The organism is Loigolactobacillus backii, from assembly GCF_003946275.1.
GTDB classification, from domain to species: domain Bacteria; phylum Bacillota; class Bacilli; order Lactobacillales; family Lactobacillaceae; genus Loigolactobacillus; species Loigolactobacillus backii.
Genome location: NZ_RHNQ01000002.1, coordinates 81,601 through 97,240 on the forward strand (window position 1 = coordinate 81,601; position 15,640 = coordinate 97,240).

Genomic DNA, 15,640 nt, shown 5'->3' on the forward strand with positions numbered 1-15,640 from the left:
ATTGTCACAATGTTTGTAAATACTTAGTCGTAAATGTCTGAAGCGCTTTCGTTAATTTAATGGTTAATTGTGACGGTAATCTGCTAGTATGTGTTGTCCAACTAGTCCATAAAATGCTACTATTTGGTTAGAAAATTTAGAAAAGAGACTTTGGTGCAAATATGAATGAAGATACCATTTACGCCGTTGTAGATTTGGAAACAACGGGTACCAGCGTTAAATCTGGTGACCGAATTATCCAATTTGGCTGTGTTTTAGTTCAACACCATAAAATTATTAATCGCCTAGCAACAGACGTTAATCCTGAACAACCGCTACCTAAGGTAATTACTAGCTTAACCCACCTGACGGAAACACGACTGCACCAGGCCCCTTTATTTGAGGATGTGGCGCCGACAATCGTCAATTTATTGCGCGGTTGTGTTTTTGTTGCCCATAACATTAATTTTGACTATCCTTTTTTAAACGCTGAATTAGTACGGGTGGGTCAGGAACCACTAGAGCTGGAGGGCGTTGATACCGTTGATCTAGCGCAAATTCTATTACCAACGAGTACGAGCTTTAAGCTAACGGACTTGGCGCGCTATTTAAATTTAACCCATGATAATCCACACCAGGCCGATAGTGACGCACTGGTAACGGCCAAATTATTTATTACTTTAAGCAAACGACTACAGCAGTTACCCTTCGTAACCCAACAGCGTTTGGCCAAGTGCTCAACCAGCTTAACGCGAGAAACCGGCCGTTTTTTTGCATTGAGTGCTCAGCAAGCGGAACAGCACCCGCAGGCATTACCTGACTATCTCTTCATCAAGGCGGGGTTAGCCTTACGTAAAACAACCGTTCCACTAACGCACTTAACTAACCAGCTAGGTAGTTATCCAGAAACTGAACAACTGAAGAAGCAATTATTTAAACCACTATTGAAGTGGCGTAAAACGCAAAGCAATATGATGGATCTGATTTATACCAATTATACGCAGAAAGGGCAAGGTATGCTGTTGGAAGCCGCTACTGGTTTGGGTAAATCATTGGGTTATTTACTTCCTTTTGCCTACTTAATCAGTAGTCAGAAACAATTGGTGGTCTCTACGGCAACAACTATTCTACAGGATCAATTTGCGGATCAAACTGTTCCGTTACTTAATCAACTATTAAAAACTGATTTACAAGTTGCGACAGTTAAGAGCGCTCGCCACTATTTGGATTTGAATAAATTTAGCCAGGTCATTATTGTGGATGAAAAGGTTAAGCAAATTCAGTTATTGAAAATGAAATTGTTGGTATGGTTAACGATGACCCAAACTGGTGACTTAGAAGAGCTACATTTGACCACTTACCAATCACCACTTTTCGGAACTGTCAGTCATCAAAATGGTGATCAGTTTGCGCCGGGAATCACATTTTACGAAGAGGATTTTTTACGTCGCCAGCAAGAACGACAAAAGGTGGCCGATGTCTTGGTAACTAACCACGCCTACCTCAGTCAGCACGCCACCGATTTTAAGAATCAACCTTACTTGGTTATTGATGAAGCACAGAATTTTGCCGGAGCAGCCATGCAGGCGGGTAGCCGACAATTTATTTTTGCGGCAGTTTACCAAACCATTAAAAATTTGCGTAAGTTATTGAATTCTAAGCACGAAAAGAAAACTTTGCCGCCATTATTTCAGGAAGATGCCGTGGCACTTTACAATATAACTTCATTAGATTTTGGTTTAGGTGAATTGGAAGGCTTACTGACTCAATTGCAGGAAAGTCTCTACCAAAATTTTGTGCTCAAGCACGTCAAAAAAACGGCTCGGATTGGTTACTTAGAAGTTCCTTTAACAGCGGGCTTACAGTCTTGGTACCAGGACTGGCAACGCCAATTGACTAAAATAGATCAGTTATTAACGGATAATTTATTCTTGACTAGTAAAATTATTCAGTCTTTTAATCGGCAGAGTGAACGCTGGTTGCCACGTGATTACGCCTTGTTATTACGTTTTAGTAACGAGGCAAATCATTTAACCACTGCCCAGCAAACTTGGCAACAAATGTTAGCAAGTTTAGAGCTGGTTCAACCTGAGCCAAACTTAATTTGGTTATCATTACGGGATTATAGCGATAGTCGTAGTCTTAGTATTCACGTTAGCCTGCTAGATGTCTCGCCAGTAATGACCGCATTAGCGGCAAACTTCGAATCGCCCGTGTATACGGGTGCGACTTTAAGTATTAAGCGTGATTTTAGTTTCTTTAAGCAACAACTTGGTCTATCCAGGACAGAATTAATTGAAAAACGTTTTGCCAGTCCTTTTCGTTATAAACGCCAGGCACGATTATATTTAACGACGGACAGCCCAGCAATCAAGAACAGTACCCACGTGGATTACGTGACCTATCTTGCGTCTGCCATCTATCGCCTAACTAAGGACAACCGGCGGCAGACATTAGTTCTGTTTAATTCATTACAAATGATTAATGATGTTTACCATGCCTTGTTGGCAAGTGATTTAGGAAATGATCATGAACTTTTTGCCCAAGGAGTAACAGGAAGTCGGGAACGAATTACCAAGCGCTTTCAATTAAGCCAGGGTGGTATTTTACTCGGGGCAAGTAGTTTTTGGACGGGCATTGATTTGCCGAATGAGGCCTTAGAACAACTTATCATGACTCGTTTACCATTTGATTCTCCTGATGGCTTGTTGGCGAAGGTACGTTACCACCAATTAGAAGCGCAAAACTTGAATCCATTTATTAATGATGCGTTACCTAAAGCAACTTTACGTTTACGGCAGGGGTTTGGTCGCCTGATTCGGACGAATACTGATCGTGGGGTTCTAGTGATTCTTGATAACCGGGTCTTGACAACAACTTACGGCAAAAAAATGTTAAAGGCACTACCAACTGGCCTACCGCAGATTAAGGCCGACTTGGCGGAGGTAGTTCCGGCCATCGATGCTTTTTTTAAAAATAACCCTTAATTTTTTTTGAAGGCGGTAATCAGAAAATAAAATCTGCTATAATATGGGATGTATCTTTAGACTAAGAAGGAGCGGCAAATGCGAGAACAGTGGAAACGAAAACGTTGGCAGCCTTACGCCTTAATTGGGTTGTTAGTGGTAATTTTGTTAAGCGGCTTTCTAGTCTTTCACGAGGCTAATAAGCCAGTGGCGACGGCTCAGGATGAGGCGGTGGGTTTAGCCAAGAAATACGCACACTTAAAAACAGTGGACCATTTTTATTGGTTTAACCGGCAAAAGAGCTATTTTACCGTAGCGGGAACAACACAGGATAATACGCGTGTTTACGTGATTATTGCTCAAAAAGGGGGTAAGATTCGGGTCATCCATCAAGCTGATGGATTGAGTCGAAATGCCGCTTTAAAGCAAGTTTGGCAAAAGCGTTCACCGAAGAAAGTTTATAATATCAATTTAGGACTCTATCAGGGGCAACCTGCTTGGGAAGTTTCTTATCGGGAGAAAAATGGTCAATTAGGTTACGAAACGCTTGCTTTTAAAAATGGTAAGCAATTGAAATTAGTCGAAAATTTATAAGGTTGGGAAGTGGCAAGTATGGCATTATCACGTAAGGTTCAACAGGTTCAGCCATCAGCAACGCTGGCCATGTCTAGTAAAACAAAGGAAATGATTGCAAAGGGGATTGACGTGATTAATCTTTCCATTGGGGAACCAGATTTTACAACGCCAAAGGCAATCGGGGATGCAGCAATCGCAGCAATCAACTCTGGCAAAGCAAGCTTTTATACGCCAGCAGGTGGACTGCCTGAATTAAAGACGGCGATTCGAGCCCGAATTAAAGCAGAAGATGGCGTTGATTATCGGCAAAATCAAGTGATTGTCACGGATGGCGCTAAGTTTGCATTATTTTTAATTTTTCAAGTTATTTTAAATCCTGGTGACAACGTCTTATTGCCAGAACCATTTTGGGTAAGTTACTCAGAACAGGTTCGCTTAGCTGGTGGTCAGCCATTAGCCATTAAGGCAAGTGGCAAGGACCATAAAGTAACGGTGGCAGATCTGGAACAGATGCGGACGCCGCAAACGCAGGCAATGGTCATTAATTCACCTCAAAACCCTTCTGGCCTACTCTATACAGCGGAAGAATTACGGGAATTAGGTAACTGGGCAGTGGCACACGATATTTTAATTGTTGCTGACGATATTTACAGTAACCTAGTTTATAACGGCAATCAGTTTACGTCATTGGTCAGTTTGGGTGAAGCAATTAAAAAGCAGACACTCTTAGTGACCGGCGTTTCTAAAACCTATGCGATGACAGGTTGGCGGATTGGCTACGTTTTAGGTGATCCACAAATTATTAAGGCCATGAATACAGTGGCTAGTCACGCAACGGGTAATCCGGCGGCAGTTAGTCAGTACGCTGCCTTGGCAGGCCTTAATGGTGATCAGAAGGATGCTGAAAAAATGCGGTTAGCTTTTGAAAAGCGACTCAATCTCCTTTACCCGAAAATTCAAAGTCTACCTGGCTTTGAAATTGAGACCAAGCCGCAGGGAGCTTTCTACATTTTCCCGAAGGTTAAACAAGCGGTTGCTCAATGTGGTTATTCAACAACTGAGGAATTTGTTGAAGCCTTACTTGAGGAAGCTCACGTTGCAGTAGTATCCGGGCGTTCTTTTGGGCAACCCGATTACATTCGGATCAGTTACGCAACGGATCAGGCGTCATTAGATGAGGCTTACAAACGAACCAAAGATTTTTTGGAAACAAAAAGTAAGTAATAACAGAGTTAGGGGAATTTTAAATGGTTGAACAGATTAGTATTATTGACGCTAAAGAACACGTCAATGAACAGGTTAAAATTGGTGCTTGGCTAACGGATAAACGCTCAAGCGGCAAAATTGCTTTTCTACAATTACGTGACGGGACGGCCTATTTTCAGGGCGTTTTGGTCAAAAGTGCAGTTTCTGAAGAAATTTTCCAGTTGGCCAAGGAACTCCATCAAGAAGCGAGCTTGTGGATCTACGGTGAAATTCATCAGGATACGCGCTCTAAATTTGGCTATGAAATTGAGATTTCCAATTTGGAGTTAGTTGGAGAAAGTCATGATTATCCAATTACGCCAAAAGAACACGGTGTCGATTTTTTGATGGATCACCGGCACCTGTGGCTGCGCTCGACACGACCTCACGCCATTTTGAAGATTCGTAACGAGGTCATTCGGGCAACTTACCAATTTTATAACGATCGAGAATTCACTAAGATTGATGCACCAATTCTAACGGGTAGTGCACCTGAAGGAACCACTGAACTATTTCATACTGAATATTTTGGTCGGGATGCCTATCTATCTCAAAGTGGGCAATTATATGAAGAAGCTGGAGCCATGGCGTTTGGCAAAGTCTTTTCGTTTGGGCCAACTTTTCGTGCTGAAGAATCTAAAACACGCCGGCATTTAATCGAATTCTGGATGATTGAACCAGAAATGGCCTTTATGCACCAAGAAGAAAGTTTAAAAATTCAAGAAGAATACGTCGCCTATTTGGTTCAAAACGTTTTGGATCATTGTGACTATGAACTGGATGTTTTAGGCCGGGATAAGGAAGTTTTACGGCGTTACACTAAGTTGCCTTATAATCGAATTACGTATGATGAAGCAATTAAAATGTTGCAAAAGGGTGGCCTTGACGCCGACTGGGGCCTTGATTTTGGTTCGCCAGAAGAGACTTATTTGGCCGATCAGTTTGAACAGCCTGTTTTCGTTTTAAACTACCCGAAGGCAATCAAACCATTTTACATGAAACCTCACCCAACACGGGATGATGTCGTCATTTGTGCTGATTTATTAGCGCCGGAAGGTTATGGTGAAATCATTGGCGGTAGTGAACGTGCTACTGACTACAATTATTTATTAGCGCAGATTAGGGCTGCTGGGCTGGATCCAAAAGAATATGAATGGTACCTTGATCTACGCAAATACGGTAGTGTGCCACATTCTGGTTTTGGACTTGGTTTAGAGCGAGCAATCGTCTGGATTTGTGGCATTGACCATGTACGTGAGGCAATTCCGTTCCCTAGATTATTAAATCGAATTTACCCGTAAGTTTTTAGTCAGCTGAATTGATTTTTAGTTAGATAATTTATAAAATACAGGCGCGAAGCAAAAGATCGTTTATTTTAGCGTAATGATGGATAAAAGACAGAATTTTACTGTTTTTTATTGGACACGCTAGTTAATTCTTTTGTTTCGCGTTCTTTAGACAAATAAAAAAGGATGAAGAATATGGCAGAGGCCAACTTTATGCATCAATTTATTAATGCTGGCGAAACAGCAATTTCTAATTTGTTGTTAGCTCATTTTCACGAGCTTGGTCTAACTAACGATGAATTTTTACTTTATTTACAATTGGAAAGTTTTCATTCTGGTGGCAATGATTTTCCAGATATGACGATGGTTGCCGATCGTTTACACTTGGCAACCTCACAGGTTTATCAAATGTTGCACCGACTGATTCAAAAAAAAGTTCTGGAAATTCAGACCTCACAAGATAAATCAGGTCGCAGTCAAGATCATTACGATTTTTCATTGCTGTACGATAAATTGGCCACTTTATCATTACAACAAACGCAGCAGGTTGCCACTGCAAAAAAAGATGATAGTCGGCAGAAATTATTTGAAGCGATTGAGGCTGAGTTCGGCCGGCCACTGTCACCAATTGAATTGGAAACGATTGGCGCCTGGCTGGATGAAGATCACTACCAACCTGAGGTAATCGAATTAGCATTACGGGAGGCCGTTTTGAATCAGGCTTATAGTCTTAAGTACATGGATCGAATTTTATTAAGCTGGGAACGAAAGCACTTGACAACTAAACAGCAGATTCAACAGGAAAAGCAGAAACGAACGCAACGTGATTCAAATGCGAAACAACCAGCTAACACTACTAATAATGGACCACAAATTCCGATGTATAATTGGGCCGATCCTGATGAGCAATCTGGATCAAAAGAATAGGGAGATGATGTGGTGTTATCTAAAACTAAAACACAGTATGCTGTTAAGGTAATGGGAGAAATGTTTCCTGATGCGCGGCCATCGTTACGTGCGGCAAGTCCGTTTCAATATTTGGTTTCGGTGATGTTAAGCGCCCAGGCAACGGATATTTCAGTTAATAAGGTAACCCCACAACTCTTTAAACATTTTCCGACAGCGATTGAAATGGCCGCGGCGACCGAAACGGCTATTCAGCAGGATATTCATTCAATTGGCTTGTACCGAAATAAGGCGAAGCACATAAAGGCGACTAGTCAGGCGCTTTTGGTTAACTTTGCGGGGGTTGTCCCGAGCAATCGGCAAGATTTAATGAGTCTACCCGGTGTTGGTCGAAAAACTGCCGATGTGGTTCTGGCCGATGCGTTTGCTGAACCAGCATTTGCGGTGGATACACATGTTGAACGGGTGACCAAGCGGTTACACATGGTTCCGCAAAAGGCATCCGTTCTAGAAGTTGAGCAGTTGATGATGCAAAAACTACCTAAAGAAAAGTGGATTACGGCTCACCACCGAATGATTTATTTTGGCCGCTATCAGTGTCTTGCGCGGGCGCCAAAGTGTACAACGTGCCCATTACTATCCGTTTGCCTAGCTGGGCAACAGCGTTTGGCTAAGGCAAAATAAGTTCTGTGTGCTATTGTTGTTTCTAAAATAGCCAAAAAGGAAGGGAGTGTGACAAAAGTCGGTTTTGGGTTTACTGCGTAACGTAAATCCAGACTTTTGGCGCACGTTCTAGAGCAATGTTCGGAAACAGTAAGAGGCCAGGACTTTTGTCCTGGCCTCTTACTGTTTAGTTATTTTATTGCTGCGAATTAGTCTCCGGCTGTGCTACTGAAGCAGTGTTTTGTTCGGCGCTGCTTTCGGATTGTGCTGGTTGGGAACTACTTTCAGAAACGCTTGATTGGCTACTGGATTCAGAAGAACTACTACTTTCGGTGCTGCTACTTTCAGGTTGACTGCTGGATTCCGCAGAACTGCTGCTAGAGCTGGATGGTTGCTCACTTGAAGAAGACGAGCTCATAAAGCTGCTGCTGTAGCCACTACTACTGCTACGACTGACGCTTTTAGACGTTTTCTTAGGTTGGGTACCGCGAACAAATAGTTCCTTGGTAATCTTGCTACTACTTGTTCCAGATCCCGCAATTTGAGCCGGATTAGAACCCTTGAGAATATTCTCGGTAATGACACTACTTGGTTTGATCCAGTCGCTATTTGAAGCCCCTGTACTGGTCATGGCGTAGGACATTAGCGATTGATAGATGCTACCAGCAATCCGTTGATCAGTGGCATCTAAGCCGTGTTGTTGTGGCTGATCATAACCTGTCCAAACGGAGATTGCGTAGTCAGGCGTATAGCCAGTAAACCAAGAATCCTTCGACATACTACTAGAAATATTCGTATTATTTTGTAATTCGGCCGTTGAATAATTAGTTGTGCCGGTTTTACCAGCCTGGTGGACACCGCTAATACTAGCGTTAGTTCCAGTACCATCAGTGATAACGTCCTTTAGTACATCGGTAATCATATAGGCTGTTGATTTCTTCATTGCCCGTTTACCTGAAGCATCAAATGAAAGTGTTGTTCCGTCAGGCTTCTCAACTTTATTAATCAAGTAAGGCTTGTAATAGGTGCCACCATTAGCAAAGGCAGCGTAGGCCGCGGATTCCTGTAGGGAAGAGACCTCAGCACCAATTGCGTTCTGTAAAGTTAAGGGCTGTTTAGGGGTAATACCAAGACCCTTTAGAAATTCACCACCACGATTGATACCAACTTTGGCCAAAGTTCGAACAGCAGGAACGTTTCTTGACTGTGCTAAAGCCGTCCGTAGTGAAATCTGACCCATATATTTAAAGTCCCAATCATTTAATTGAATATTAGTACCAGGATAAACGTACTTTGTATCGTTTATCTGCTGATAGGTTGAGTAATTTAAATATTCAATTGCTGGACCATAATCTAACATTGGTTTCATCGTTGATCCGTTACTACGACTAGTTTGGACGGCACGGTTTAGGCCTAGTTGAACGTCACCTTGTTTACGACCGCCGATCATGGCCATGACTTTACCATTTTTTACGTTTGTCATAGTAACGCCAGTTTGAAGTAGATCATCAGGAAAATTAACGTAATCATTAGAATTAACAATATTGTACAAGCGTTTTTGAACATCCAGATTTAAATTTGTGTGAATCTTTAGACCACTTGTATAAGGGTTAAGGCCAGTTTTACGTTTAACCTCCGCGATAACTTGACTAACATAAGCGTCAATTGTTGGATCACTTTCGCTCTTTTCACTAGCTTGTGCTTGGGCCTGTGTTTTTAGGCCATCCGTAATTGGCGTGTTTTTAGCCTGATTAGCTTGTTGTTGGGTTAACTTTTTATTTGCCACCATCGATTGCAGAACCGTGTCCCGCCGACTTTTAGCTGCAGTGGGGTTAACGAAAGGATCGTAGGTGGTTGGTGCCTGGGGCATACCTGCGATTAAGGCCAATTGTGGCAGGTTTAGTTGGCTAAGCGATTTACCGTAATAATAATCGGCAGCCGTTCCCATCCCGTAAACACCATTGGCCAGATAAACCTTATTTAAATAAAACTCAAGAATTTGATCCTTAGAGTAGGTACGGTCAACCTTTAACGCGAGCCAAGCTTCTTGGGCCTTACGCTTCAGGGTCTGATCAGAAGACTTAGTAGAGAAGACGGATAACTTGACTAATTGTTGGGTTAAAGTGCTACCGCCTTGTAAACCACTTTCTCCCCGGGCATTAGAAAATGCTGCTCCAACAATCCGAGCCGGATCGATCCCAATATTGGTATAAAAATGACGATCTTCAGTGGACACAACAGCGTCCTTTAAAGTTTGGGGAATTTGGTCACCACTGACATAAGTTCGATTTTCTAAGCCAAGCGTTTTAATCTGGTTACCACTACTATCATAAATGACTGATGAGGATTTACTGGATAACTTAGCGGTGGTTACTTTTGGTGCGCTCATTGCGTAATAAGTGAACAAACCACCACCAAGTAGTATAATGGCGACCACAATAGCGATTAGCCAAAGAAAAATCCGTCTAAAGTAGTGTGGCCTTTTCGGTTTTTGTCGTGAGTTACGGGCGACCCGTGAGTTGTTAGTTGCCATAATGGACTCCTTTACGTGATTCGAGATAATGAATGAGTTGTTCAACTGCGCTAAGATACGGAATTAATGGATTTAAGGCGTAATGAATTTCAAAACCTTCAGTTTCAATTGTTTTTAGTGGAATTGATTTACGACCTTGGACCGTTTCTTGTGTATCCCACGCACGAATTAATGGTGTAGCTGGGTAAACGAACAGTCGCTTTAACGACACAAAACGAATAATTACAAAACAAATACCGTCTTGGCGTAAACAGTGGCGCATATGCTCAATTTGATGTTGGTGAAAGTTCTTTAGTGGGAAACTTGCTTTATTTTTGGTTTCCTTAGCTTCGAAATCCAGATAGTAACCTTTGTAAACACCATTATAATCAGTTGTTGAGGGTTTACGAAAGTAAGCTTCCTTAATGACGGCCGCACTTCTTTTTGGATAATCAACTTTGACAATTTGAATTGGTAATGGTTTTTTATAAACAACGGCGATATCGTGAGCTAGGTAATAACGATTGCTTTCATTTATTTCTTCTTCTAACGACATACCACGATTGTCAAAACGGACTTCTTGGTTTTTGGGTTGCTTTTTTGGGTTGTCTTTGGCATCATTTAAGTAAAGCTTGCCATTAGGATAATGAAATGGCATTTTTATCACACTCCTAGAGCTTTATTATAGCAATTGCGCCGGCCTTTTTAAACTTAATTGAGGAAGTGTTAGTCATGCGTGTTTGGGTAAGCGGCTACCGAAGCTATGAACTAGGTATTTTTGATCAGCATGACAAAAAGTTAAAAGTTATTAAAGAAGCGTTAAGACAATCTCTGGAACAATTACTGGATGAAGGCCTAGACTGGCTGATAACAGGCGGTCAGCTAGGTGTCGAGCAGTGGTCGCTTGAGGTTGCAGCTGGGCTCCAAAAGGATTATCCTGAATTGCGAACAGCTTTAATGGAGCCATTTGCCGATTTCGGAAAAAATTGGAACGAAGCGAACCAAACAAATTTGGCAGTCGTTAAAAGTAAGGCAACGTTTAGTGCCGCAGTGAGTGATAAGCCGTACCATTCGCCACAGCAACTCCGTAATTATCAAGCATTCATGTTAAGCCACACTGACCAAGCGCTATTTATTTACGATCCACAGGCGCCGGCAAAGTTACACTACACAATCGAAGCAATTCAGCGATTTCAGGAGACCCATGACTACCGTTTAGTCACGATTGATTTTGATACTTTACAGGAAGTTGCGGATAATTTGGCAAATGATGAAGAAAATGGTTTTCAAGCGGAATAAACTTTGCTATACTTAGTGACAGTCATGTTAACGACAGCGTACAATGAGGTGTACATCTAATGGAAAATCTTAATTTTACGACCCAAGATATTCTGCAAAAGGAATTCAAAAACAAGATGCGGGGTTATGATCCCACAGAAGTAGATGAATTTTTGGACTCAGTGATTAAAGATTACGAGTCTTATCAGGCAGAAGCTGAAAAATTACAAAGTGATAATCAAAGATTACGAGCAAAAAACGATGAATTGAATAAACAGGTAACTGTTAATAAGGATGTTCAGAGTGCTCAGCCTAATCCAACTGTAACCAATTTCGATATTTTGAAACGGTTATCTAATTTGGAACGACATGTCTTTGGCGCAAAGTTGGATGACAATAATCAAGATGGTCCGCGTAAGTTAAATAGTTAACCATAACGTGTAAATTTCGGGTAATCGCGGTTAGCTTTTGCTAGCTGAGGAAAGTCCATGCCCGCACAGACTGCGATGTCTGTAGTGTTCGTGCTTAGCCCAATAAGCTAAGGTGCTTTTTTTAAAAGTAATGGCGGAATAAGCTGCTAAGGATTTTATTATCTACGCAGTCACGTTCCTGAAAAGTGCCACAGTGACGATGTCGGTTGGAAACAGCCGATTTGGAACGGGTAAACCCCGCGAGCGAGTAACCCAAACTTTGGTAGGGGCGTCTCATGTAAGGAATTGAACGATGCATGAGAGCAGATTTTTATCTGCAGATAGATGATTACCCTCGAAACATTTTTCCTGAAAGTGTTTACGAGACGAAACATGGCTTATAGAAATTTACACGCTATCAGGATGGCCCTCCTTTATGGAGGGTTTTTCATTAGGTAAAAATTAGTGGGTGTCAGAGGATCGTTTTAAAAAACGCATTTTATTGCACGCGCAAAATAAAAATAAATAGCAAAAGAAATTGGAGTAAATAATGACAACTTATAATTTAATTGCGACCACTGCTAGTGGAATCGAAGCTTTGGCAGCGGATGAACTAAAATCACTAGGCTATAAAGGACGAACAGAAAATGGTCGTGTACGTTTTCAAGGAAATCTAGAAGATATTATTTGGACCAATCTGTGGCTACGAACGGCCGATCGGGTAAAAATTATTGTTGGTGAATTTGATGCAATCACGTTTGATAGCTTATTTGAACAAGTTAAGGCCTTACCATGGGATCAATATTTGCCGTTAGACGCCGAGTTTCCAGTAGCAGGTAAGTCAATTAAATCTAAGTTATACAGTGTTTCGGATGTGCAACGTTTAACAAAAAAGGCAATTGTTGAAAAAATGAGTTCTGTTTATCATCGCAGCTCACGCTTACCAGAAACAGGCGCACTATTTTCTTTAGAAGTCGCAATTTTGAAAAACCACGTGATGTTAACTTTGGACACTACTGGTAGTAGCCTGTTTAAACGTGGTTACCGGGTTGAGAAGGGCAATGCGCCACTAAAAGAGAATATGGCGGCCGCATTAGTTAAACTAACCAATTGGCACACAGATATGCCATTCTTGGATCCTGTTTGCGGTTCAGGAACAATACCGATTGAGGCAGCCTTAATTGGGCTAAACATTGCGCCTGGTTTGAAGCGTCAATTTGCGTTTGAAAATTGGGATTGGGTAGATAATACGTTAGTGACGCAAAAACGCCAAGCAGCAGAGGCTGAGCGAAATAATGATGTTGTCCTGGATATTATGGGCGCCGATATTGATCAAAATATGATTGATATTGCAAAACTAAATGCCAACGAAGCCGGTGTATTACACGATATAACGTTTAAGCAAGTTGCCGTGCAGGATTTTCGAACGGAAAAGAAGAATGGCGTACTAGTTGCCAACCCACCATACGGGGAACGTTTGAGTGATCAGGAAAGCGTGCGCGTATTGTACCAGCAAATGGGTGACGTTTATCGGCCGTTAACTTCATGGAGTAAGTACATCTTAACTAGTGATCTACAATTTGAAAGTTATTATGGGGCTAAGGCAACCAAACGCCGTAAGCTGTATAATGGAGCCCTACGAACAGATTTATTCCAGTATTGGGGTAAACGTGAACATTAAAAAATGATTTTTTAAATGAAAGGTAAGGACCGAACAAGTTCTTGCCTTTTTATTTTGTACTAGGGGTGTGTTTTCGAAGTCAAAATTATTCGTCTTTAGCTCAGATCCTGATATGATAAGGTCGCGGGGCTAGTAACTGATTATTCACTGCTATGAGCCAACCGATGGACGATGAGACAAGATTAAATCGCTATTTCCAACCCTATACTAAAGGACGCACCACTCGACATGATAATTGGGAAAATGCTAAATGTGACTCTCTTTACTTTTGTTCTAACTTACTAAAGGAAGTCTCTTTCGTTGCACTTAAAGTGTAAATTAAAGCTGCAAAAATAGCCGCAGTAGCTGTCAAGAAGGTGCTATATTTGTTAGCAATAGAGCAGATAATTGATTAATGCGGTAGTTGAATAATTACTGGAATGAAGTAATTATTTTTGCATCAGCCAATAATTCATTGGATAAGGTCAAGGTATTTAAGTGAGGCATCTAGGATATTATTACGATGACAGTGTGCCACCAATTGGAAAATGGTGAATCGGGTTAGCAGAGCATAGTTGACATCTGTAGACTGCGACAAGTTGGAGCCGTTTATTGAAAATACCGAGTTATTGATAACCACGTTAAAGTGGCTGACTAACGGACCTTATCTATTGCAAGGTGGTCAAATTAATCTAGGGGTGGCTAAGTATTATCTGTAGGATTGAAATATGATCGCGAACAATGTACTTCTGACAAAAATTGATGACCGACATTTTGTAGGAAGGCTGGCTATTAAATGAGTTGGTCGCTTGGGTAGCCCGTACTACAATATGTAGTATGTTGACGTTAAAGGCTTAAAGATGCTAAAATGGCATTAATCGCACCCCACACACCTCCTAACAATGTGTCCCAAGTGGGGACTTTTTTGTATATCAGGAGAAAAATATGGCACATTATACGCGCAAGGCGACAACCATTGATGAGCAAATAGCTATCTTAGCGCAGCGCGGCTTAGCAATAACCAACGATAAAACAACGATACAAAAATTAGAAAATATTGGCTACTTTAAATTCAAAGGCTATTGCTTTCCGTTTTACGCCACGAAGGATAAGTTTGCATTGAAAGATGCAGACAAGGGTACAAAGTACACATTTGAAGAAATCTATCAATCTTATATTTTAGATCAAAAAATCCATTTACTATTTTTTGGCTTAGCTAGTCGAATTGAAACGCAATTTAAAGCTAGACTAGGCTGCTATATTGCTACAAATTATGGTCCGTTAGGCTATCAAGATGATAGTTTATTTCGTAATGAAAAATTATTCAATAATTGGCTGGTTACTTTAAATAGCGGACAAAAAAACGCTACAATGCGTCACGAGCTTTATGTGCAACACTATCAACATGATTATGAAAATGATTTCCCAATTTGGGTTGTTTTAGAAATGTCTTCATTTGGTAATGCTTCCAAGCTTTATTCCGATATTAGTATCGCCGATCAAAAAAAGTTTGCGAAAGTATATGGCCAGAACTACGTTTATGTTAAGAGCTGGATTCACTATATGGTGACTGTACGAAATTATTGTGCACATAATTCAAGAACGTTTCGGCGTCAATTTCCTGTTACACCGCGGATCGATAATAAAGAAAAACGGCGAACAAACAAATTGACCTCTGGAAATTTGTTTTCAGCGTTATTTGTGGCTAAAAAAATGTGTAAAAGCAAAAACTTTTTTGAAGATACAGTCGATTTATTAGCGCAAGCCTTTGCAACGTTTCCACTAGTTGATATCAGCTATTTTGGATTTCCTAGTGATTGGCGTGTGATTTTGGATGCATTATCAGTGTGAAGTCATTGGATATAGCGTTGATATACGTAAATAATTGGCTGTATGTTGACCTAGGTTTTGTTACATGTTCGTGATTGGTTAACACTATAATTTTGATTTCAACGCTCAAAGAAGTACACCGGTAAAGTGCTATCTTACTAAACTTTAATTACTTATGAAGCTAATTGGGTTGTTTTTGTTAATGTTACTATATGTAAGTATGTAAAAAGTCGCGCAGAGTATTAATCTCTGTAAAGTGAACCCCCAAGATTGGACAGAAAAAATCCAATCTTGGGGGTTTCGTTATGAGTAAATTTAATTTCGATTTT

Annotated in this window: 12 protein-coding genes and 1 other RNA gene; 11 read left to right on the forward strand and 2 right to left on the reverse strand. The window is 41.0% G+C overall.

Features of this window, described 5'->3' with window-relative positions; translation table 11 throughout:
* Nucleotides 1–161 precede the first annotated feature (161 nt).
* From EKM61_RS01005 to nth, 6 genes are all read left to right on the forward strand, one after another.
* Nucleotides 162–2,966 carry a helicase C-terminal domain-containing protein gene (locus EKM61_RS01005; RefSeq protein WP_068224299.1) on the forward strand — a complete coding sequence of 935 codons (2,805 nt, stop codon included), beginning with the start codon at nucleotides 162–164 and terminating at the stop codon, nucleotides 2,964–2,966.
* Between the two features lie 78 nt (nucleotides 2,967–3,044).
* Nucleotides 3,045–3,539 (forward strand): cell wall elongation regulator TseB-like domain-containing protein, encoded by a 495-nt coding sequence (locus tag EKM61_RS01010; protein ID WP_068224296.1) that lies wholly within the window; start codon nucleotides 3,045–3,047, stop codon nucleotides 3,537–3,539.
* A gap of 18 nt (nucleotides 3,540–3,557) precedes the next feature.
* Nucleotides 3,558–4,745, forward strand: a complete 1,188-nt coding sequence (locus tag EKM61_RS01015) for a pyridoxal phosphate-dependent aminotransferase (RefSeq protein ID WP_068224293.1) — start codon at nucleotides 3,558–3,560, stop codon at nucleotides 4,743–4,745.
* Nucleotides 4,746–4,768: 23 nt separating this feature from the next.
* Complete coding sequence (gene asnS, locus EKM61_RS01020; RefSeq protein ID WP_068224290.1) at nucleotides 4,769–6,067, forward strand: asparagine--tRNA ligase; 1,299 nt, start codon at nucleotides 4,769–4,771, stop codon at nucleotides 6,065–6,067.
* A 180-nt stretch (nucleotides 6,068–6,247) separates the two neighbouring features.
* Nucleotides 6,248–6,979 (forward strand): DnaD domain-containing protein, encoded by a 732-nt coding sequence (locus EKM61_RS01025; RefSeq protein WP_068224288.1) that lies wholly within the window; start codon nucleotides 6,248–6,250, stop codon nucleotides 6,977–6,979.
* Nucleotides 6,980–6,991: 12 nt separating this feature from the next.
* Nucleotides 6,992–7,642: an endonuclease III gene (gene nth / locus EKM61_RS01030; RefSeq protein WP_068280627.1), complete on the forward strand. Its 651-nt coding sequence runs from the start codon at nucleotides 6,992–6,994 to the stop codon at nucleotides 7,640–7,642.
* Nucleotides 7,643–7,817: 175 nt separating this feature from the next.
* Here nth and EKM61_RS01035 read toward each other — a convergent pair whose 3' ends face one another.
* Nucleotides 7,818–10,154, reverse strand: a complete 2,337-nt coding sequence (locus tag EKM61_RS01035; protein WP_068224283.1) for a PBP1A family penicillin-binding protein — start codon at nucleotides 10,152–10,154, stop codon at nucleotides 7,818–7,820.
* A complete protein-coding gene (gene recU, locus EKM61_RS01040; protein WP_068224281.1) occupies nucleotides 10,144–10,791 on the reverse strand; it encodes a Holliday junction resolvase RecU in 648 nt (215 codons plus the stop codon). The genes EKM61_RS01035 and recU overlap by 11 nt, the downstream gene beginning before the upstream one ends.
* 74 nt (nucleotides 10,792–10,865) lie before the next feature.
* Here recU and EKM61_RS01045 point away from each other — a divergent pair, with 74 nt between their 5' ends.
* The 5 genes from EKM61_RS01045 to EKM61_RS01065 all read left to right on the forward strand — a co-directional run bounded on the left by EKM61_RS01045 (nucleotide 10,866) and on the right by EKM61_RS01065 (nucleotide 15,332).
* Nucleotides 10,866–11,432: a DUF1273 domain-containing protein gene (locus tag EKM61_RS01045; protein WP_068224279.1), complete on the forward strand. Its 567-nt coding sequence runs from the start codon at nucleotides 10,866–10,868 to the stop codon at nucleotides 11,430–11,432.
* A 59-nt stretch (nucleotides 11,433–11,491) separates the two neighbouring features.
* Nucleotides 11,492–11,842 (forward strand): cell division regulator GpsB, encoded by a 351-nt coding sequence (gene gpsB, locus EKM61_RS01050; RefSeq protein ID WP_068224275.1) that lies wholly within the window; start codon nucleotides 11,492–11,494, stop codon nucleotides 11,840–11,842.
* Between the two features lie 12 nt (nucleotides 11,843–11,854).
* An RNA gene (rnpB, locus tag EKM61_RS01055) (RNase P RNA component class B) lies at nucleotides 11,855–12,227 on the forward strand.
* Between the two features lie 144 nt (nucleotides 12,228–12,371).
* Nucleotides 12,372–13,502 carry a THUMP domain-containing class I SAM-dependent RNA methyltransferase gene (locus EKM61_RS01060; protein ID WP_068224272.1) on the forward strand — a complete coding sequence of 377 codons (1,131 nt, stop codon included), beginning with the start codon at nucleotides 12,372–12,374 and terminating at the stop codon, nucleotides 13,500–13,502.
* A 924-nt stretch (nucleotides 13,503–14,426) separates the two neighbouring features.
* On the forward strand, nucleotides 14,427–15,332 hold the full coding sequence (locus tag EKM61_RS01065; RefSeq protein WP_068224269.1) for an Abi family protein: 906 nt from the start codon (nucleotides 14,427–14,429) through the stop codon (nucleotides 15,330–15,332).
* Nucleotides 15,333–15,640: the final 308 nt, after the last annotated feature.

What these genes read in the sequence shown, in the direction of transcription:
- EKM61_RS01010 (WP_068224296.1), top strand. Translation starts at nt 3,045, where the DNA reads ATGCGAGAACAGTGGAAACGAAAACGTTGGCAGCCTTACGCCTTAATT.
- recU (WP_068224281.1), bottom strand. Translation starts at nt 10,791, where the DNA reads ATGCCATTTCATTATCCTAATGGCAAGCTTTACTTAAATGATGCCAAA.
- EKM61_RS01025 (WP_068224288.1), top strand. Translation starts at nt 6,248, where the DNA reads ATGGCAGAGGCCAACTTTATGCATCAATTTATTAATGCTGGCGAAACA.
- EKM61_RS01045 (WP_068224279.1), top strand. Translation starts at nt 10,866, where the DNA reads ATGCGTGTTTGGGTAAGCGGCTACCGAAGCTATGAACTAGGTATTTTT.
- gpsB (WP_068224275.1), top strand. Translation starts at nt 11,492, where the DNA reads ATGGAAAATCTTAATTTTACGACCCAAGATATTCTGCAAAAGGAATTC.
- asnS (WP_068224290.1), top strand. Translation starts at nt 4,769, where the DNA reads ATGGTTGAACAGATTAGTATTATTGACGCTAAAGAACACGTCAATGAA.
- EKM61_RS01005 (WP_068224299.1), top strand. Translation starts at nt 162, where the DNA reads ATGAATGAAGATACCATTTACGCCGTTGTAGATTTGGAAACAACGGGT.
- EKM61_RS01035 (WP_068224283.1), bottom strand. Translation starts at nt 10,154, where the DNA reads ATGGCAACTAACAACTCACGGGTCGCCCGTAACTCACGACAAAAACCG.
- EKM61_RS01015 (WP_068224293.1), top strand. Translation starts at nt 3,558, where the DNA reads ATGGCATTATCACGTAAGGTTCAACAGGTTCAGCCATCAGCAACGCTG.
- EKM61_RS01065 (WP_068224269.1), top strand. Translation starts at nt 14,427, where the DNA reads ATGGCACATTATACGCGCAAGGCGACAACCATTGATGAGCAAATAGCT.
- EKM61_RS01060 (WP_068224272.1), top strand. Translation starts at nt 12,372, where the DNA reads ATGACAACTTATAATTTAATTGCGACCACTGCTAGTGGAATCGAAGCT.